Origin of the sequence: Kocuria rhizosphaericola, from assembly GCF_044462205.1 — a bacterium.
GTDB classification, from domain to species: Bacteria; Actinomycetota; Actinomycetes; order Actinomycetales; family Micrococcaceae; genus Kocuria; species Kocuria rhizosphaericola.
The window spans coordinates 1-18,975 of the sequence record NZ_JBISWK010000147.1 but is presented as its reverse complement, the minus strand read 5'-3'; the positions used below and the strand labels follow the sequence as shown (position 1 = coordinate 18,975).

Sequence of the window (18,975 nt, the reverse complement as noted above, 5' to 3'; positions counted from 1 at the left end):
CCGTCGTCGTGCGGGAGGAACCGCTCAGATGTTGAAGCCCAGGGCCCGCATCTGGTCGCGGCCGTCCTCGGTGATCCGGTCGGGACCCCACGGCGGCATCCAGACCCAGTTGACGCGCCACTCGTCCACCATGGGGTCGAGGTTCGCCGCGCACTGGTCCTCGATGACGTCCTGCAGCGGGCACGCGGCCGTGGTGAGGGTCATGTCGAGGATCAGGGCGCCGTCCTCGGCCCACTTGGAGCCGTAGAGCAGGCCCAGGTCCACGATGTTGACGCCGAGCTCGGGGTCGATGACGTTCTTGAGCGCCTCCTCGACTTCCTCGGCGGAGGGCCGGCCCGCGGTCGCGGGATCGGCGGTGGTCTCAGCAGGGGTGTCGGCCATCGCTGGCCTCCTTTCGGGGCTGGTGGGGTCGGGTCCGCTTACTTGGCCGGGGCCAGGTAGCGGTCGTAGCCCTCGTTCTCGAGCCGCTCGGCGAGCTCGGGCCCGCCCTCGTCGACCACGCGGCCGTCGTGGAACACGTGCACGAACTGCGGCTTGATGTAGCGCAGGATGCGGGTGTAGTGGGTGATGAGCATGACGCCCATGTCGTTGGTCTCGAGGGCGCGGTTGACGCCCTCGGAGACGACCTTGAGCGCGTCCACGTCGAGGCCGGAGTCGGTCTCGTCCAGCAGGGCGATCCTCGGCTTGAGCAGCTCGAGCTGGAGGATCTCGTGGCGCTTCTTCTCGCCGCCGGAGAAGCCCTCGTTGACGTTGCGCTGGATCATGTCGGGGCTGATCTTCAGCTGCTCCATGGCCGCCTTGACGTCCTTGGTCCACGTGCGCAGGGAGGGGGCCTCCCCGTCGATCGCGGTCTTGGCCGTGCGCAGGAAGTTGGAGGTCGTCACGCCGGGGATCTCCACCGGGTACTGCATGGCCAGGAAGAGCCCGGCCCGGGCGCGCTCGTCCACGGACATCTCCAGGACGTTCTGGCCGTCCAGGAGCACCTCGCCGGAGTCGACGACGTACTTGGGGTGGCCCGCGATGGTGGAGGCCAGGGTGGACTTGCCGGAGCCGTTGGGGCCCATGATCGCGTGGACCTCACCGGAACGGATGGTCAGGTTCACGCCCTTGAGGATCTGCTTGGTGGTCTCGTCGTCGAGCACGACGGACGCGTTCAGGTCCTTGATCTCGAGAGTTGCCATGGATGGTTCTCCTGTGGTCGAAAAAGTCTGTGGTCGGAAGGTGTGCGTGGGGAATCAGTAGTTCGCGGAGGCGAGCTCGTCCTGGACGTTCCCGCGCAGCCGCTCCTCGATGTCCGGGACACCGATCTGCTGGATGATCTCGAAGAGGAACCCGCGGACCACGAGCCGGCGCGCCTCGTCCTCGGGGATGCCCCGGGACATGAGGTAGTACAGGTGCTCGTCGTCCAGCTGGCCCGTGGTGGAGGCGTGGCCGGCACCGGCGATGAGGCCGGTCTCGATCTCCAGGTTCGGCACGGAGTCCATCCGCGGGCCGTCGTTGAGGATCAGGTTCCGGTTGAGCTCGTAGGTGTCGGTGCCCTCCGCGGTGGCGCGGATGAGGACGTCGCCGACCCACACGCCGTGCGCGTTCTCGCCCTGCAGCGCGGACTTGTAGGTCACCCGCGAGGTGCAGTTCGGCTGGGAGTGGTCCACGAACAGCCGGGACTCCAGGTGCTGCCCGCCGTCCACGAAGGTCAGCCCGTACATCTCCACGGAGCCGCCCGGGGCGTCGAAGCGGGTGGACGGGGTGACGCGCACCAGGTCGCCGCCGAGGGAGACGAGCACGTGCTTGAACGTGGCCGCCTTCCCGAGGCGCGCCTGCTGGGAGGAGGCGTGCACGGCGTCGTCGTCCCACTCCTGGAGGGTCACCACGGTGAGGTTGGCGGAGTCGGCGACCCGGAACTCGACGTTCTGCGAGAGCACGGCGGTGCCGTGGTGGCGCAGGACAACGAGGGCCTTGGAGAAGGGCCGGGCGTCGATCACGAGGTGCTGGGCGGCCGGGGTGGCGTCGGTGCCGTGGATGTCGACGAGGACCGGCTCGGTCACCTCGACCTCCTGCGGCACGGTGAGCACGGTAGCCTCGGTGACGCTGCTCCACGCGTTGGCGGAGAGCCGGTCCTCGGGCATCCCGGCGCTGCCGATGCGGGCGTCGTCGCGGCCCACGGTCTCGACGCCCACGGCGTCCGAGTCCACGGTCAGCGCGGGCGCCGGGCCGGTGAGGGCGTCGGCGTGCAGCCCCTTGAGGCGCTTGAGCGGGGTGAACCGGAAGTCCTCCTCCTTGCCCGTGAGCTTCGGGAAGTCGGCGACGTCGTAGGACGTGCGCCGGCCGGCACGGGAGGAGTCGGGCACGCCGGAGATGTCGCCGTGGGCGGTGTGCCGCACGAGCGTCTCGGTCTTCGCGTGCTCCGCGGAGAGGGTCTCGCCCTCGAGGTCCATTCCCGGGATGGCGACCCGGGCGTCCCCGGTGGGGACCCCGTCGACCTTCTCGCCCAGGTTGTCGTAGACGTCCTTGGCCGCGCCGACGGCCTTGTCGGCCACCGCGGTGGCCGCGGAGGCGGCGGCCTCCGTGGCGTTGCGAATCTTTTCGTTCAGCTTGGTCATGTCAGCCAACGGATCCTTCCATCTGCAGTTCGATGAGGCGGTTGAGTTCGAGCGCGTACTCCATGGGCAGTTCGCGGGCGATCGGCTCCACGAAGCCGCGCACGATCATCGCCATGGCCTCGTCCTCCGCCATTCCGCGCTGCATGAGGTAGAACAGCTGCTCCTCGGAGACGCGCGAGACAGTGGCCTCGTGGCCCATGGTGACGTCGTCCTCGCGGATGTCGACGTACGGGTACGTGTCCGAGCGGGAGATCGTGTCCACCAGCAGGGCGTCGCAGACCACGTTGGACTTCGAGCCGTGCGCGCCCTCGCGGACCTGCACGAGACCGCGGTAGGCGGCGCGGCCGCCGTTGCGGGCCACGGACTTCGAGACGATCGACGACGACGTGTTCGGGGCGATGTGCACCATCTTGGAGCCGGTGTCCTGGTGCTGTCCCTCGCCGGCGAACGCGATCGAGAGGGTCTCGCCGCGGGCGTGCTCGCCGGTCATGTAGACCGCCGGGTACTTCTGGGTGACCTTCGAGCCGATGTTGCCGTCGATCCACTCCATGGTGGCGCCCTCGTGGGCGATCGCGCGCTTGGTCACGAGGTTGTACACGTTGTTCGACCAGTTCTGGATGGTCGTGTAGCGCACGCGGGCGTTCTTCTTGACGATGATCTCCACGACGGCGGAGTGCAGCGAGTCGGTCTTGTAGATCGGCGCGGTGCAGCCCTCGATGTAGTGGACGTAGGAGTCCTCGTCCGCGATGATGAGCGTCCGCTCGAACTGGCCCATGTTCTCCGTGTTGATGCGGAAGTAGGCCTGCAGCGGGATCTCGACGTGCACGCCCTTGGGGACGTAGACGAAGGAGCCGCCGGACCACACGGCCGTGTTCAGGGACGCGAACTTGTTGTCGCCCACGGGGATGACGGTGCCGAAGTACTCGGCGAACATCTCCGGGTGCTCCTTGAGCGCGGTGTCGGTGTCGAGGAAGATGACGCCCTGCTCCTCCAGGTCCTCGCGGATCTGGTGGTAGACGACCTCGGACTCGTACTGGGCGGCGACGCCGGAGACGAGCCGTCCGCGCTCGGCCTCGGGGATGCCCAGCTTCTCGTAGGTGTTGCGGATGTCCTCGGGCAGGTCCTCCCAGGTGGCGGCCTGCTTCTCCGTGGAGCGCACGAAGTACTTGATGTTGTCGAAGTCGATCCCGGAGAGGTCCGCGCCCCAGGTGGGCATGGGCTTGCGGTCGAAGAACTTGAGGCCCTTCAGCCGCAGGTCGGTCATCCACTGCGGTTCGCTCTTCTTCGCGGAGATGTCCCGGACGACGTCCTCGTCGACCCCGCGGCGCGCGGAGGCGCCGGCGACGTCGGAGTCGGACCAGCCGTACTCGTAGGTGCCGATGCCCTCGAGCTCGGGGTTCTTCTCCAGGATGTCGGCGATGACAGTGTCGTTGCCGCTGGCGATCTGTTCAGTCATGACGGCCTTCCTCTGTTGTCTGGTCTGTGATCTGGCCTGTGGTCCGGTCCGCGGGGCGGTCTCCGGAAGTCGGTGCCGCGGCGGGTCCCGGCCGCGCGAGGGGCACGTGCGTGGTGCACACGTGCGCGCCGGCGGCCTGCGTGGAGAGCCGGCGGACGTCGGTGCCGAGCAGCCGGGCGATGAGCTCGGTCTCCAGCTCGCAGAACTGCGGGTAGCGGGCGGCCAGCTCGCGCACGGGGCAGTGCCCCTGGCACAGCTGCGCCGAGACGATGGTGCGGGACTCCCCGCGGCCCACGGCCACCTCGTTGGTGGAGGCCGCGAACCCGTCGCGGCTGAGCAGCCGCACCAGGACGGGCAGGCGGTCGGCGACGTCGTCGCCGGCGGCCTCGACCTCGGGCCGGTAGGACGCCTCCAGGCGGTCCACGCGCTCCTGGATGAAGGAGTGCACGGCCTCCGGGCCGGCGATGCGACGGATGCTCTCGAGCGCGTCGGTGGCGATCTCGAGGTAGTCGTCACCGAGCTTGGCGTGACCCTCGGGGGCGACGACGTAGCGGCGCGCCGGACGGCCGGCACCTCCGCTGCGGCGGCGGACCATGGTGACCTCGATGAAGTGCTGCTGCTCGAGGGCGTCCAGGTGGCGGCGCACCGCGGCGGGGGTCAGCTCGAGCATCTCGCCGAGATCGGCCGCGGAGACCGGGCCGTGCTCGAGGACGGCGCCGAGCACGCGCGAGCGGGTGTTCTCCTCCTGCTCCGCCCGCGGGCCGGAGCGGGACCCGCTCCAGGCGTCCGTGGTCTGAGTCATGGGTGAACCGATCGCTTCCTGGTCGAGGTGAAGGTTCTCGTGGTGCAGCGTGCGACCTGATAGGGGCGCTTCTAATACACAACCGGAGTATGTCGTAATTCATTCCGGTCTCACCAGTAAGCAGAGCCTTACTCCGGGCGTTGCCAAAGAATCACGACTTACTCATAATAACCTGTCGAGGCGGTGGGGCCAAGGGGGCCGGTCCGCAGGCGTGCCGCACTACACTGGTCCGGTGCCCGCCCAGAGTCCCCCCGCGTCCTCGCCCGCACTCTCGATCGAGCGCCTCGTGAAGGAGTTCCCCGTCCGCCGTCGCCGCTCCCGGCGCCGCACCGGGCCGGGCGCCACGCGCGCCGACGTGGTGCACGCCGTCAACGAGCTGTCCCTCACGGCGCGGCACGGCGAGATCACGGCGCTGCTCGGGCCCAACGGCGCGGGCAAGACGACCACCCTGGAATGCGCCCAGGGCCTGCAGCGGCCCTCGGCCGGCAGGGTCCGGCTGCTGGGGCAGGACCCGTGGCGGGCCAGTCCGGCCCTGCGCGCCCGCGTGGGCGTGATGCTCCAGGAGGGCGGGCTCCCCCAGGCTGTGCGCCCGCTCGAGCTGCTGCGGCACGTGGCGTCCCTGTACCGCAGCCCCCGGGACATGGACGAGCTCGTGGAGCGGCTCGGCATCAGCAGCTTCGACCGCACCGTGGTCCGCCGGCTCTCCGGCGGCCAGCGCCAGCGCGTGGCCCTGGCGGCGGCCCTGGCCGGCAACCCGGAGGTCCTCTTCCTCGACGAGCCCTCGGCCGGGATGGACCCGCAGTCCCGCAACATCGTCTTCGACCTCGTCCAGCAGCTGCGCCGCGAGGGCGTGTGCATCATCCTCACCACGCACCTGCTCGACGACGCCCAGCGCCTCGCCGACCAGGTCTACATCGTGGACCACGGCCGGGTCATGGCCCAGGGTTCGGTGGCCGAGCTGGTGGCCCCCGGCGCGGACGCCCCCGCCGTGCTCGTGCTGACGCTGGCCCCCGAGCAGCTGAGCGCGGGCCCGTTCCCGTGGGACGGCCCCGGGTTCGAGGGGGTCCGCACCAGCCGGGCCGACCGCACCGTGACGCTCACCGGAGCGCTCACTCCCCCGATGCTCGAGCACGTGACCCGGTGGTTCACCTCCACCGGCACGATGCCCGAGTCCCTGTCCCTCCAGCCGCGCACCCTCGAGGACGTCTTCCTCGACATCTCCGGACGGGAGATCCGATGACCGCACCCGCCCCGCCGACCGCCACGCACCCGCACCAGGCCCCGGCCCCCCTGGCCCGCCGGGTGGCCGCACAGGCTGTCTACGAGACGCGGGCGGTGCTGCGCAACGGGGAGCAGCTGCTGCTGCTGCTGATCCTGCCGCTCATGGCCCTCGTGGCCCTGACGCTCACGGACCTGCTGGACGCCGCCGTTCCGGCCGGCGCCACGCGCGTGGACGTCGCCGTGCCCGGCGTGCTGGCGCTGTGCGTGCTCTCCAACGCCTTCTCCGGACAGGGCATCCAGACCGGCTTCGACCGCCGCTACGGGGTCCTGCGCTTCCTCTCCACCACTCCCCTGGGCCGCGGCGGGCTGATCGCCGGCAAGCTGCTGGCGATCGTCGCCGTGCTCGTGGTGCAGTACGTGCTGGTGGCCGCGCTCGGCGCGGCCCTCGGCTGGCGCCCGGACGCGGCCGCGGTGCTCGTCTCGGTGCCGGTGCTGCTGCTCGGCGCCGCGGCGTTCACCGGACTGGGGCTGCTGCTCGCCGGGACGGTGCGCGCCGAGGCGACCCTCGCCGTGACCAACCTCGTGTGGGTGCTGCTCGCCGCCGTCGGCGGCACGCTGTTCCCCTCGAGAACGCTCCCGACCGGGCTCACGTGGGCGGTGGAACTGCTGCCCTCCGGCGCGCTGGGCACCGCCCTGCGCGAGACGTTCCTCACCGGGGGGCCCACGCTGCTGCCGGTGCTGGTGCTCGCCGTCTGGGCCACCGCCGCCTGGGCCGGGGCCGTGCGCTGGTTCCGCTGGAGCTGAGCCGCCGTCGCCGGCGCGGGGTTCCTGCCGGACGGCGGGACCCGGGGGCCGCGGCCCGGATAAACTGGACGCGGAGATCCCACCGCACCGACCCCTTCCGGAAGTGAATTCATGAACCGCGCCAGCGACCCCAGCGACGTCGACGTCCGTGTGAGCGGCAGCGTCCTGCTGCCGACCCGGATCACCCCGTGGGTGCGGTGGCTCGCCGTCGCGTCGCTGCTGGCGAACTCCGTCCTCATCCTCACGGGCGGGCTCGTCCGGCTGACCGGGTCCGGCCTGGGCTGTCCCACCTGGCCCCGGTGCACGGACGAGTCCTGGACGAACACCCCCGAGATGGGCATGCACGGCGTCATCGAGTTCGGCAACCGGCTGCTGACCTTCCTCCTGGCCGCCGTGGCGGTGCTGACGTTCCTGGCGGTGCTCCGGCTGCGCCGCGAGCACCCCGACCTCTTCCGGATCGCCCTGCTGCTGGGCCTCGGCATCCCGCTGCAGGCCGTGGTCGGCGGGATCACCGTGCTCACCGGGCTCAACCCCTGGGTCGTGGGGATCCACTACCTCATCTCCGGGGCGATGATCGCCCTGGCCACCGTGCTGGTCAACCGCACCCGGAGGCGCTCCCTGCCCGCCCTGCGGGACGCGGAGCGGCCCGGCCAGGCCTACGGCCAGCGCCGTGCCGTCCGGGGGCTCATGGTGTCCCTGGGGATACTCACCGCGCTGATCCTCTACCTGGGCACCCTGGTCACCGGCACCGGCCCCCACGCCGGGGACGACTCGACCGCCCGGCACGCCTTCGACGCCTACCTCATCACCCGGGCCCACGCGGTCCCGGTGTACCTGATCGTCGTGGCCGTGGTCCTCGGCATGGTGCTCGCGCGCCGGCACCGGTGGCCCGTCCCGCTGGCCTCGAGCCTCAACGTCATGCTGGCCGCCCTGGTCCTGCAGGCGCTCATCGGCTACTACCAGTACTTCAACGGCGTGCCGATCGTGGCCGTGGCGCTGCACCTCGTGGGCTCCGCGGTGCTGATCTGGGCCACCGCCCGCACCGTGGAGAAGGGCTTCGCGGTCACCCGCACCCCGGACCCCGTGCTGCGGGACGCCGACCGCGCGCACTCCGCCGGGGCCCCGGCCCGCGGCTGAAACCGTTCCGGCCCGCCCGTCAGGCCCGCTCGTCGGGCGCCTCGTCGAGCAGCTCCTCGACGGCCTGGGCCAGACGCTGCCGGCTGGCCGAGGGGATCGGCAGCAGCGGCCGCCGCGGCGGTGCCGTGGTGACGCCGCACACCTCGGCGAGGGCGTAGAGGGAGCTCAGGGGCCGCTCCTGCCGCAGGATCTCCATCAGCGGGGTCAGTGCCGCCTGCCACGTGCGCACCTCGCCCTCGTCGCCCGCGACGACCGCGGCACGGAAGGCGGCGTACTGGCGCGGGAGCACCGCGGCGATCCCGGAGTGCCAGGCCGCGGCGTCCGGCGCCGCCTCGTGGAGCAGCCGCTCCCCGCTCACCCCGTGCGCCGTCCCCGGCTCCGCGAGCTCGGCGAACCGGCTCCGCCGTGCGGCGAGGTCCTCCGGGGAGTCCGCGGTGTCCTTGAACGCGTTGACGTTCTCCAACCAGGACAGCTCGGCGGCGAGCTCCACGGGGTACGTGAAGCCCGTCGTCGTCGGGTTGTTGTAGACGCACAGGGGCAGGGACACGGCCGCCGCGACCGTCTCCACCTGGTCCGCGATCTCCTGGGAGACGAGCGGGATGTAGGACAGCGGGTTGAGCACGAGCCCGTCCGCGCCGCCGTTCTCGGCGGCGTAGGCCATCTCCAGGACCTCGCGGGTGGTCATCGCGGAGATCCCCGCCCCGACCGGCACCCCGGAGCCGCGGGCGGCTTGCACGGCGACGCCCACGACCTCGGCCCGCTCCTCCGCGGAGAGGTACGCGAAGCTGCCCGAGCTGCCCAGGACCACCACGGCGTCCACGCCCGTGCGGACCAGCCGGCCGACATAGCGCTCGAAGGACTCCAGGTCCAGGCGGCCGCCCTGCTGGAAAGGGGTGATCGGGTAGGCGACGAGCCCGGTGAAGGTCATGCTGAGCATGCGACCATCCTAGGTCCGGCGGATCTCCCCGCCGGACCGGGGCGCCCCGGTTCCACGGGACCCGGCGGGCTCAGAGGACGGGACCGCCCACGAACGGGTCGACGGCCAGCGCGAGGAACACGAAGGTGATGTAGGCGATGGAGCCGTGGAAGACGTACATCGCCTGCTTGTCAGTGGGCCGGCCGGCCACCGCGAGGGCGTGCAGCTTGTGGCTGTGGCCCACGAACCACGCGCCCGAGGCCAGCGCGGTCACCGTGTAGACCCACCCGGCGCCGCCGACGGGGACGAGCAGCAGCGAGCACACCACCGTGGCCCACGCGTAGAGGACCACCTGGCTGCCCACGGTGCGGGCCCCGGCCACGGCGCCCAGCATGGGGACCCCGGCGCGGGAGTAGTCGTCGGCGTACTTCATGGACAGGGGCCAGTAGTGCGGCGGCGTCCACAGGAAGATGAAGAGGAACAGCACGAACGCGGGCCAGTCGAGGCCGCCCGTCACCGCGGCCCATCCGATGAGCACCGGCATGCACCCGGCGACCCCGCCCCAGACGATGTTCTGGGCGGTGCGGCGCTTGAGCACGATCGAGTAGAAGACGGCGTAGAGGAAGATGGCCACCGCGCCCAGGGCGCCGGCGAGCACGTTGACGCCGAACGTGAGCCAGGCGACCGACACCGCCGTGAGCGACCAGGCGAAGACGAGGGCCTCGCGGTCCGTGACCTCCCCGGTGACGAGCGGGCGCTTGGCCGTGCGCTTCATCACCCGGTCCTCGTCCCGGTCGATGTAGCAGTTGAAGGCGCCGGCCGCGCCCGCCGCGAGCGTGCCGCCCACGAGGGTGCTGAGGATGAGCCAGAGGTTCGGCATGCCCTGCTGGGCGAAGATCATGGTCGGCACGGTGGCCACGAGCAGCAGCTCGATGATGCGCGGCTTCATCAGGGCCACGTAGGCCCGCAGCTTCCGGGAGACCGTCATCCGCCCCTCGGGACGGGGGTCCACCGCAACACCCGTGTGCCCGTTGCCGAGGACGGCTCGTCCTGCGGGTCCCGACGTCTCGAGTGAGTTCACAGAATCATTGCTCCCGGTTGCGGTGGTGTTCCCCCGGCTCCGTGCGCGAGGACGGCCCGGAGACGGTGCGTCGCCGGCACGAGGGTGCGGTCGGCGCGGCAGCCCGCGGGCGCGGAAGAAGGTCCTATACAGCATAGCGCGTGGGGGCGCCCGTTCCCGCTCCGGACATGACGCGGAGGACGTCCGGAGCCCCCGGGGCCGGTGCCACCGGTCACACGGCCGAAATGCGGGTGACCTAAGCTGGACCCAAACCGCCGGTCGGCAACCGGCACCCGTTGCGCACGGCAGCGGTTCCCAGCAGAAAGGGCCCCGAACCTTGGTGACCGAACTCGATCAGAAGCTGACTTGGACCGAGCAGGACCAGCGTGCCGTGGACACGGTGCGGGTGCTGGCCGCGGACGCCGTGGAGAAGGTGGGCAACGGCCACCCGGGTACCGCGATGTCGCTGGCCCCGGCGGCGTACCTGCTGTTCCAGAAGGTGATGGTCCACGACCCCACCGATGACCGGTGGACCGGGCGGGACCGGTTCGTCCTCTCCCCCGGGCACACCTCGCTGACGCTGTACCTGCAGCTGTTCCTCTCGGGCTACGGCATGGAGCTGGAGGACATCAAGAGCTTGCGGACCTGGGGCTCCAAGACCCCGGGCCACCCCGAGTACCGGCACACCACCGGGGTGGAGATCACCACGGGCCCGCTGGGCCAGGGCCTGGCCTCGGCCGTGGGCTTCGCCTACGCCCAGCGCTACACCCGCGGCCTGTTCGACCCCGAGGCCCCGGCCGGTGAGTCCGTCTTCGACCACACGGTCTACGTGATCGCCTCCGACGGGGACCTCCAGGAGGGCGTCACCTCCGAGGCGTCCTCGCTGGCCGGGGTCCAGGAGCTGGGCAACCTCGTGGTGATCTACGACCAGAACCACATCTCCATCGAGGACGACACCGACGTGGCGTTCACCGAGGACGTCCTCACCCGCTACGAGGCCTACGGCTGGGACGTGGCCCGGGTGGACTGGACGAAGACCGGGGACTACGTGGAGGACGTCGAGGAGCTCTACGCGGCGATCCGCGCGGCCAAGGCCGAGACCACCAAGCCCTCCCTGATCGCCCTGCGCACGATCATCGGCTGGCCCGCACCCAAGAAGCAGAACACTGGGGGGATCCACGGCTCCAAGCTCGGCGCCGAGGAGGTCGCCGCCACCAAGGAGATCCTCGGCTTCGACCCCGAGCAGACCTTCCAGGTCGAGGACGAGGTCCTGGCCCACACCCGCGGGATCCAGGACCGGATGGGCTCCTACCGCCAGGAGTGGGAGCAGAAGTTCGACGACTGGCGGGAGGCCAACCCGGAGCGGGCGGCCCTCTACGACCGGATCCGCGCCGAGGAGCTGCCCGAGAACTACGCCGAGGCCTTCCCGGTCTTCGAGGCCGGCAAGGACGTGGCCACCCGAGCGGCCTCGGGGAAGGTGATCAACGCGATCGCCGAGACCTTCCCGGAGCTGTGGGGCGGCTCGGCGGATCTGGCCGGGTCCAACAACACCACCATCGAGTCCGCGCCCTCCTTCATCCCGGAGGCGCGCTCCACGGACAAGTGGACGGGCAACCCCTACGGGCGGGTGCTGCACTTCGGGATCCGCGAGCACGCCGCGGCGGCGATCGTCAACGGCATCACCATGTCCTCGCAGACGAGGGCGTTCTCCGGGACGTTCCTGATCTTCTCCGACTACCAGCGCCCGGCCGTGCGCCTGGGCGCGCTGATGAAGGTCCCCTCCATCTACGTGTGGACCCACGACTCCATCGGCCTGGGCGAGGACGGACCCACCCACCAGCCCGTGGAGCAGCTATCCGCCCTGCGCGCCATCCCGGGCCTGGACGTCGTGCGCCCGGCCGACGCCAACGAGACCGCGATCGCCTGGCGGACGATGCTGGAGAACCGGCACGGCCCGGCCGGGATCGCCCTGACCCGCCAGAACGTGCCGACCTTCGCCCGCACCGACCTGCACCCCGAGGCCGAGACCGAGTTGTTCGCCTCCGCCGAGGGAGTCGCCCGCGGCGGCTACGTCCTGGCCGAGGCCCCCGAGGGCGCCGACCCGGAGGTGATCCTGATCGGCACCGGCTCCGAGGTCGCCCTGGCCGTGGAGGCGCGCGAACTCCTCAAGGAGCAGGGGGTGGCGGCCCGGGTGGTGTCCATGCCCTGCCGGGAGTGGTTCGACGCCCAGGACGCCGACTACCGCGAGTCCGTGCTCCCGGCGGCCGTGAAGGCCCGGGTCACCGTGGAGGCCGGGATCGCGATGTCCTGGCGGGACCTGCTCGGGGAGAACGGGCGGGCCGTGTCCCTGGAGCACTTCGGGGAGTCCGCCGACTACGAGACCCTCTACCGCGAGTTCGGCATCACCGCCGAAGCCGTCACCACCGCCGCCCAGGAGTCCCTCGCCGCGGCGCAGACCGCCGCCACGGCGGACCGCTGAGCGCCCGCACGCACCACCGACCACTTTCCCCCGAGCACGAGGACTGACACGCACATGACCACCCCCACCCAGAAGCTCTCCGACGCCGGCGTCTCGATCTGGCTCGACGACCTCTCCCGCCAACGCCTCACCTCCGGCGGGCTGCAGCAGCTGATCGACGAGAAGGACGTCGTGGGCGTGACCACCAACCCCACGATCTTTGCCGCCGCCCTGGCCGCCCACGACGCCTACGAGGACCAGGTCAAGGCCCTCGCCGCCGCCGGCACGGACGTGGACGAGGCCGTGCTGGCCATCACCACCGACGACGTGCGCGAGGCCTGCGACCTGTTCGCCCCGGTGCACGAGTCCACCCAGGGAGTGGACGGGCGGGTGTCCATCGAGGTGGACCCGCGCCTGGCCCAGGATGCCGAGGCGACCTCGGCCATGGCCCAGCGCCTGTCCCAGACCATCGACCGCCCCAACGCGCTGATCAAGATCCCCGCCACCGAGGCCGGCCTGCCCTCGATCACCGCGACCATCGCCGAGGGGATCTCCGTCAACGTCACGCTGATCTTCTCCCTCGAGCGCTACCGCGCGGTCATCAACGCCTACCAGCTGGGCCTGGAACAGGCCCTGGACAACGGCAAGGACCTGTCCGGCATCCACTCCGTGGCCTCCTTCTTCGTCTCCCGGGTGGACTCCGAGATCGACAAGCGCCTGGACGCGATCGGCACCGACGAGGCCGCCGCGCTCAAGAGCCAGGCCGGGCTGGCCAACGCCCGGCTCGCCTACCAGATCCACGAGCAGTCCCTGGAGACCGAGCGCTGGGAGCGGCTGGCCGCGGCCGGGGCGAACCCGCAGCGCCCGCTGTGGGCCTCCACCGGCGTGAAGGACCCCTCCCTGCCCGACACCCTCTACGTGACCGGGCTGGTCGCCCCGAACACCGTCAACACCATGCCGGAGAAGACCCTCGAGGCCACCTTCGACCACGCCGAGGTCACCGGGGACACCATCACCGGCACCTACGCCGAGTCCAACGAGCTCCTGGACAAGATCGCCGGCGTGGGGATCTCCTACGACGAGGTCGTCGCCCAGCTCGAGGCCGAGGGCCTCACCAAGTTCGAGGACTCCTGGACGGAGCTGCTCGACACCGTGAGCGCCGCCCTCGACAACGCCCGCTGAGCCCGTCCCGTCCTGACACGAGTTCCGTCCGTGCTGCCCGACCCGAAGGAGAACCCATGAGCTCCCTGTCCGTCCAGACCTCCGGCGCGGCCCGCGAGGCCGTCGACCGGCACGTGCCCGCGCTGGTGGGCGACAGGTTCGCCTCCAAGCTCTTCGCCCAGGACCCCACCCTGTGGGGTGCCGCGGCCGAGGACGAGTCCTCGAAGCGGCTGGGCTGGGTGGAGGCCGCCGAGGTCTCCCGCCCGCTCGTCGACGAGATCACCGCGCTGCGCGAGGAGTTCGCGGCCGAGGGCGTGGACCGGTTCGTGCTCGCGGGCATGGGCGGGTCCTCCCTGGCACCCGAGGTGATCACCGGGACCGCGGGGGTCGAGCTGTTCGTGCTGGACTCCACGGACCCGGAGATGGTGGCCGCGGCCCTCGCCGACCGCCTCGAGCGGACCGCGATCGTGGTCTCCTCCAAGTCCGGGTCCACGGTGGAGACCGACTCGGCGCGCCGGGTCTTCGCCCGGGCGTTCCAGGACGCGGGCATCGACGCCGCCTCGCGCATCGTGGTGGTGACCGACCCCGGCTCGCCCATGGAGGCGTCCGCGCGGGAGGCAGGCTACCGCCGGGTCTTCACCGCCGACCCGACCGTGGGCGGGCGCTTCTCCGCGCTGACCGCCTTCGGCCTGGTCCCCTCCGGCCTGGCCGGGGTGGACGTCGGGGCCCTGCTCGACGACGCCGACGAGGCCGGCGAGGTGCTGCGCGAGGACGCCGAGGACAACCCCGGCCTGCACCTGGGCGCGGCGCTCGGCGGGACGCAGCCCCTGCGGAACAAGCTCGTGTTCCGGGACCTTGGCTCCGGGATCGCGGGGTTCGCCGACTGGGCGGAGCAGCTGATCGCGGAGTCCACCGGCAAGGAGGGCAAGGGCGTGCTGCCCGTCGTCGTCGGCGCCGGGGACGCGCCGGAGGCCACCTCGGGAGCGGCCGACGTCCTGGTCGTGGAGCTCGTCGGCGTGGACGAGGAGGAGGCCCCCGAGGGCGACGTGGTGCGGGTCTCGGGCTCCCTCGGCGCCCAACTCATGCTGTGGGAGGTCGCCACGGCGGCGGCCGGGCGGCTGCTCGGCATCAACCCCTACGACCAGCCGGACGTGGAGTCCGCCAAGAACGCCACCCGCGCCCTGCTCGAGGACAAGCCGCAGCCCACCGCCGCGGACGTCGTGGACGGGCCTGTGGAGATCCGCGGCGCGCAGGAGCTGCTCGACGGGACACGGACGGTCGAGGACGCGCTGGCCAGGCTGCTCGCGCGGCTGCCTGAGACCGGCTACCTGTCCGTGCAGGCCTACTTCGACCGACTCGCGTGGGCGGACCTGGAGAGCATCCGCCCGGTCCTCGCCCGGGCCACCGGCCGGCCCGTGACGTTCGGCTGGGGCCCGCGGTTCCTGCACTCCACCGGCCAGTACCACAAGGGCGGACCGGCGGAGGGCGTGTACCTGCAGATCACCGCCGCCTCGGAGACGGACCTCGACATCCCGGACAGCCCGTTCAGCTTCGGCGAGCTCATCTCGGCCCAGGCCGACGGGGACGCGCAGGTCCTCGCCGACCACGGGCGGCCCGTGCTGCGGCTCCGGCTCGCCGACCGCGCCGCGGGCGTGGCACGGCTGCAGCAGGCCGTCGACGCCCTCGGCGGCTGACCGGTCGGAGCGACCGGACCGCTGTCCTAGAATGGGAGCACGCCACGGTCGGCGCGGGACCCCCGCGCCGACCGTTGCGCGTGCAGGCCCCCGTGGGCGCCGCGGCCCCGCAGAGACGTGAAGGAGTTCCGTTGCCAGACAACAACGCCCGCAATCCCTTGCGGGACCCGAGGGACAGGCGGCTCGTCCGGGTCGCCGCCCCGTCGGCGCTGGTCCTCTTCGGCGTGACGGGAGACCTCGCGAAGAAGAAGCTGCTGCCGGCGATGTACGACCTCGCCAACCGGGGACTGTTGCCGCCGTCCTTCGCGATCGTCGGCTTCGGCCGCCGCAACTGGTCGCACGAGCAGTTCCGGGAGGTGGTGCGCGAGTCCGTCGAGGCCCACGCCCGCACCCCGTTCCAGGAGGACGTGTGGCGCCAGTTCGCCTCCGGCGTCCGGTTCGTGCGGGGCGAGTTCGACGAGGACAAGGCCTACGAGGCGCTCAAGTCGACCCTCAAGGAGCTCGACGTGCACTCCGGGACGCGCGGCAACCACGCGTTCTACCTCTCGATCCCGCCCAAGGCTTTCGAGACGGTCTGCCAGCAGCTCGCCGACCACGGCCTGGCCCAGCACGAGAACGCCTCGGGGTGGCGCCGCGTGGTCATCGAGAAGCCCTTCGGCCACGACCTCGAGTCCGCGCAGGAGCTCAACGCCATCGTGGAGCGGGTTTTCCCTGCGGACTCGGTGTTCCGCATCGACCACTACCTGGGCAAGGAGACGGTCCAGAACATCCTGGCGTTGCGCTTCGCGAACCAGATGTTCGAGCCGCTGTGGAACGCGCAGTTCGTGGAGCACGTGCAGATCACCATGGCCGAGGACATCGGCATCGGCTCCCGCGCCGGCTACTACGACGGCGTGGGCGCGGCCCGCGACGTCATCCAGAACCACCTGCTGCAGCTGCTGGCCCTCACCGCCATGGAGGAGCCCCTGTCCTTCCAGGCCCACCACATGCGCGCGGAGAAGGCCAAGGTGCTGGCCTCCGTCGTCGTCCCCGACGACCTCGCGGCGCACTCGGCGCTCGGGCAGTACGAGTCCGGGCTGCAGGGCGGTCAGCGGGTGCGGGCCTTCCTCGAGGAGCAGGACATCCCCGCCGACTCCCGGACCGAGACCTACGCGGCGCTGCGCCTGGACATCAACAACCGCCGCTGGGCGGGCGTGCCGTTCTACCTGCGCGCGGGCAAGCGCCTGGGGCGGCGGGTCACCGAGATCGCGGTGCAGTTCAAGAACTCGCCCAACCTGCTGTTCGGGGACAACGGCCACGAGGACCTGGGCCAGAACGTCATCGTGATCCGGATCCAGCCCGACGAGGGCGTGACCATCCGGCTCGGCTCGAAGGTGCCCGGGACGCAGTCGGAGATCCGGGACGTGACCATGGACTTCGGCTACGGCCACTCGTTCACCGAGTCCAGCCCGGAGGCCTACGAGCGCCTGATCCTCGACGTGCTGCTCGGGGAACCACCGCTGTTCCCCGACCACGAAGAGGTCGAGCTGTCCTGGCGGATCCTCGACCCCTTCGAGGAGTGCTGGGCGGAGCAGGAGATCATGCCGGAGCCGTACGCGCCGGGGTCCTGGGGACCCGACGGCGCCGACGAGCTGCTGGCCCGCGACGGACGCGTCTGGAGGCGACCGTGATCGTTTCGATGGAGAACACCACCACCTCGGCCATCGACAAGAAGCTGAACCAGCTGCGGGACCAGCACGGCGTCGTGACGCTCGGCCGGGTCCTCACGCTGGTGATCATCGCGCAGGCCGGGCACTCCGAGGCCGCGCTGGAGGCCGCGAACTTCGCGAGCCACGAGCACCCGTGCCGGATCCTCGTGCACGTGGCGCACTCCCAGGCGGAGAGCACCCGGCTCGACGCCCAGCTGCGCATGGGCGGTGACGCGGGTGCCTCCGAGGTCATCGTGCTGCACGGCTACGGCGAGCTCGCCGAGCCCACCGAGACCCTGTTCTCGGCGCTGCTGCTCCCGGACGCGCCGATCGTCGCGTGGTGGCCGCACGAGGTGCCGCCGCCCTCGCCCCACACCTCGTCGATCGCCGGGATCGCCCACCGGCGGATCACGGACTCCGCGCGCAGCGACGACGCCTTCGAGACGCTCGCGGAGCTCAGCGCCCGCTACGTCCCCGGCGACACGGACCTCGCGTGGACGAGGGTGACCAACTGGCGCATCCAGCTGGCCGCGGTCCTGGACCAGGCGGAACCCGCGCCCGTGCGCGAGGTCGTCGTCGAGGGGTCCGGCCGCTCCCCCAGCGTGGTGCTGCTCGGCACGTGGCTGGGCACCCGGCTCGACGCCGAGGTGACGTTCGTCAACAACGCCGGGCCGCGCCGCCTGGACCGGGTGACCCTGGTCCGGGACGACGGCGAGATCGTGCTCGAGCGCCCGGGCCGCACCGTGGCGATGCTGCGGCAGCCGGGCCAGCCCGACCAGCAGATCGCCATGCCCGTGCGGGACCTCGACGCCTGCATCGCCGAGGAGCTCCGCCGGCTGGATCCCGACGAGGTCTACGGCGAGGTGGTCACCACCGGGCTGCGGGACGTGCGCGTCGCGCAGGTCGTGGACACCACCGGTGAGCTCACGCCGGGCGCCGCGCGGTTCCTGGCCGAGCACGGCGGAGGCCGCCCGGCCCCGGACCGGCCGGGCGGCGCTGCCCCCGAGGACGCCGGGACCGATCCCGCGGAGGCGGAGCCCGTCGAGGCCCCCTCCGCAGACCCGTCCGTCCCGACCCCCGGAGAGGAGCGCGCATGAGCGCCGAGCTGGAGACCGTCCCGCACCCGGACAAGGAGTCCCTCGCCGCGGACACCGCGGAGCGGGTCCTCGACGTGGTCGTGGCAGCGCAGGAGGAGCGGGGCGGGGCGAGCCTCGTCCTCACCGGCGGGAGCATGGGCACCGCGGTGCTCGCCGCGCTCGCCGCCTCCCCGCGCCGGGACGAGGTCGACTGGTCGCGGGTCGACGTGTGGTGGTCGGACGAGCGCTTCGTGGCCCGGGACAGCCCCGAGCGCAACTGCGTCCAGGCCGCCGAGGCCGTGGGCGGGGCCCTCGCGCTGAACCCCGACCGGGTCCACTACGTGGGCAGCGCGGACGACTTCGAGACCGCGGAGGACGCCGCCTTCGACTACCGGCGCGAGCTCGCGGCGGCCGCCGACGCGGAGCACCGGACGGAGTCCTTCCCCCGGTTCGACCTCTCCCTGCTGGGCCTGGGCCCCGACGGCCACGTGGCCTCCCTCTTCCCGGGGCGCCCGCACGTGCACGAGCAGGACGCCACCGTGCTGGGCGTCCAGGACTCCCCCAAGCCCCCGCCGGAGCGGGTGACCATGACGCTGCCGATGATCAACAGCGCGCAGCGGGTCTGGTTCCTCGTGGCCGGGGCGGACAAGGCCGAGGCGGTCGCGGCCGTCCGCGGCGGCGCCCCGCTCGAGCGCACGCCCGGCGCCGGCGTGCACGGGATCGAGGAGACGCTGCTGCTCGTGACGGAGGACTGCCTGCCCCGCTGACGGTCCGGCCGCGCCCGTGCACCGACCGGGGCGCGGCACGCCGCCGGCATCTCGCGGCCCGTGCGAAGGCGACGTGAGCGCCTCCCGGCGCACGAGGACGTGCACCGCCCATGCGAACGACCCCGGGCTCGCGGG

General features: G+C 71.8%; 16 protein-coding genes. 9 read left to right on the top strand and 7 right to left on the bottom strand.

Features of this window, described 5'->3' with window-relative positions; genetic code table 11:
• Positions 1–24: 24 nt before the first annotated feature.
• The 5 genes from ACH9D2_RS15115 to ACH9D2_RS15095 all read right to left on the bottom strand — a co-directional run bounded on the left by ACH9D2_RS15115 (position 25) and on the right by ACH9D2_RS15095 (position 4,858).
• Positions 25–381 (bottom strand): iron-sulfur cluster assembly protein, encoded by a 357-nt coding sequence (locus tag ACH9D2_RS15115; protein WP_396363636.1) that lies wholly within the window; start codon positions 379–381, stop codon positions 25–27.
• A 38-nt stretch (positions 382–419) separates the two neighbouring features.
• Complete coding sequence (gene sufC / locus ACH9D2_RS15110) at positions 420–1,181, bottom strand: Fe-S cluster assembly ATPase SufC (RefSeq protein WP_396363635.1); 762 nt, start codon at positions 1,179–1,181, stop codon at positions 420–422.
• A gap of 54 nt (positions 1,182–1,235) precedes the next feature.
• Positions 1,236–2,435, bottom strand: coding sequence for a Fe-S cluster assembly protein SufD (gene sufD / locus ACH9D2_RS15105; protein ID WP_396363638.1), 1,200 nt, complete (start codon positions 2,433–2,435; stop codon positions 1,236–1,238).
• A gap of 166 nt (positions 2,436–2,601) precedes the next feature.
• On the bottom strand, positions 2,602–4,056 hold the full coding sequence (gene sufB / locus ACH9D2_RS15100; RefSeq protein ID WP_396363634.1) for a Fe-S cluster assembly protein SufB: 1,455 nt from the start codon (positions 4,054–4,056) through the stop codon (positions 2,602–2,604).
• Positions 4,049–4,858 carry a helix-turn-helix transcriptional regulator gene (locus ACH9D2_RS15095; RefSeq protein ID WP_396363633.1) on the bottom strand — a complete coding sequence of 270 codons (810 nt, stop codon included), beginning with the start codon at positions 4,856–4,858 and terminating at the stop codon, positions 4,049–4,051. The genes sufB and ACH9D2_RS15095 overlap by 8 nt, the downstream gene beginning before the upstream one ends.
• A gap of 232 nt (positions 4,859–5,090) precedes the next feature.
• Between ACH9D2_RS15095 and ACH9D2_RS15090 the strand changes: the two genes are divergently transcribed.
• The 3 genes from ACH9D2_RS15090 to ACH9D2_RS15080 all read left to right on the top strand — a co-directional run bounded on the left by ACH9D2_RS15090 (position 5,091) and on the right by ACH9D2_RS15080 (position 8,020).
• Entirely contained in the window at positions 5,091–6,098 is a 1,008-nt protein-coding gene (locus ACH9D2_RS15090) for an ABC transporter ATP-binding protein (RefSeq protein WP_396363632.1), read from the top strand.
• Positions 6,095–6,883, top strand: a complete 789-nt coding sequence (locus ACH9D2_RS15085) for an ABC transporter permease (protein WP_396363631.1) — start codon at positions 6,095–6,097, stop codon at positions 6,881–6,883. The genes ACH9D2_RS15090 and ACH9D2_RS15085 overlap by 4 nt, the downstream gene beginning before the upstream one ends.
• Before the next feature lie 111 nt (positions 6,884–6,994).
• Positions 6,995–8,020, top strand: a complete 1,026-nt coding sequence (locus tag ACH9D2_RS15080) for a COX15/CtaA family protein (protein WP_396363630.1) — start codon at positions 6,995–6,997, stop codon at positions 8,018–8,020.
• Positions 8,021–8,039: 19 nt separating this feature from the next.
• Here ACH9D2_RS15080 and ACH9D2_RS15075 read toward each other — a convergent pair whose 3' ends face one another.
• Entirely contained in the window at positions 8,040–8,957 is a 918-nt protein-coding gene (locus ACH9D2_RS15075) for a dihydrodipicolinate synthase family protein (protein ID WP_396363629.1), read from the bottom strand.
• A 70-nt stretch (positions 8,958–9,027) separates the two neighbouring features.
• A complete protein-coding gene (locus ACH9D2_RS15070) occupies positions 9,028–9,924 on the bottom strand; it encodes a heme o synthase (RefSeq protein WP_396363628.1) in 897 nt (298 codons plus the stop codon).
• A 412-nt stretch (positions 9,925–10,336) separates the two neighbouring features.
• Here ACH9D2_RS15070 and tkt point away from each other — a divergent pair, with 412 nt between their 5' ends.
• From tkt to pgl, 6 genes are all read left to right on the top strand, one after another.
• On the top strand, positions 10,337–12,475 hold the full coding sequence (tkt, locus tag ACH9D2_RS15065) for a transketolase (RefSeq protein WP_396363627.1): 2,139 nt from the start codon (positions 10,337–10,339) through the stop codon (positions 12,473–12,475).
• 54 nt (positions 12,476–12,529) lie between these two features.
• Complete coding sequence (gene tal, locus ACH9D2_RS15060) at positions 12,530–13,636, top strand: transaldolase (RefSeq protein WP_396363626.1); 1,107 nt, start codon at positions 12,530–12,532, stop codon at positions 13,634–13,636.
• Positions 13,637–13,692: 56 nt separating this feature from the next.
• Complete coding sequence (locus tag ACH9D2_RS15055) at positions 13,693–15,309, top strand: glucose-6-phosphate isomerase (protein WP_396363624.1); 1,617 nt, start codon at positions 13,693–13,695, stop codon at positions 15,307–15,309.
• 158 nt (positions 15,310–15,467) lie between these two features.
• Positions 15,468–16,979 carry a glucose-6-phosphate dehydrogenase gene (gene zwf, locus ACH9D2_RS15050; RefSeq protein ID WP_396363637.1) on the top strand — a complete coding sequence of 504 codons (1,512 nt, stop codon included), beginning with the start codon at positions 15,468–15,470 and terminating at the stop codon, positions 16,977–16,979.
• Positions 16,976–18,094, top strand: a complete 1,119-nt coding sequence (locus tag ACH9D2_RS15045) for a glucose-6-phosphate dehydrogenase assembly protein OpcA (RefSeq protein WP_396363623.1) — start codon at positions 16,976–16,978, stop codon at positions 18,092–18,094. Before zwf ends, ACH9D2_RS15045 begins: the two co-directional genes overlap by 4 nt.
• Positions 18,091–18,840: a 6-phosphogluconolactonase gene (pgl, locus tag ACH9D2_RS15040; protein WP_396363622.1), complete on the top strand. Its 750-nt coding sequence runs from the start codon at positions 18,091–18,093 to the stop codon at positions 18,838–18,840. Before ACH9D2_RS15045 ends, pgl begins: the two co-directional genes overlap by 4 nt.
• Positions 18,841–18,975: the final 135 nt, after the last annotated feature.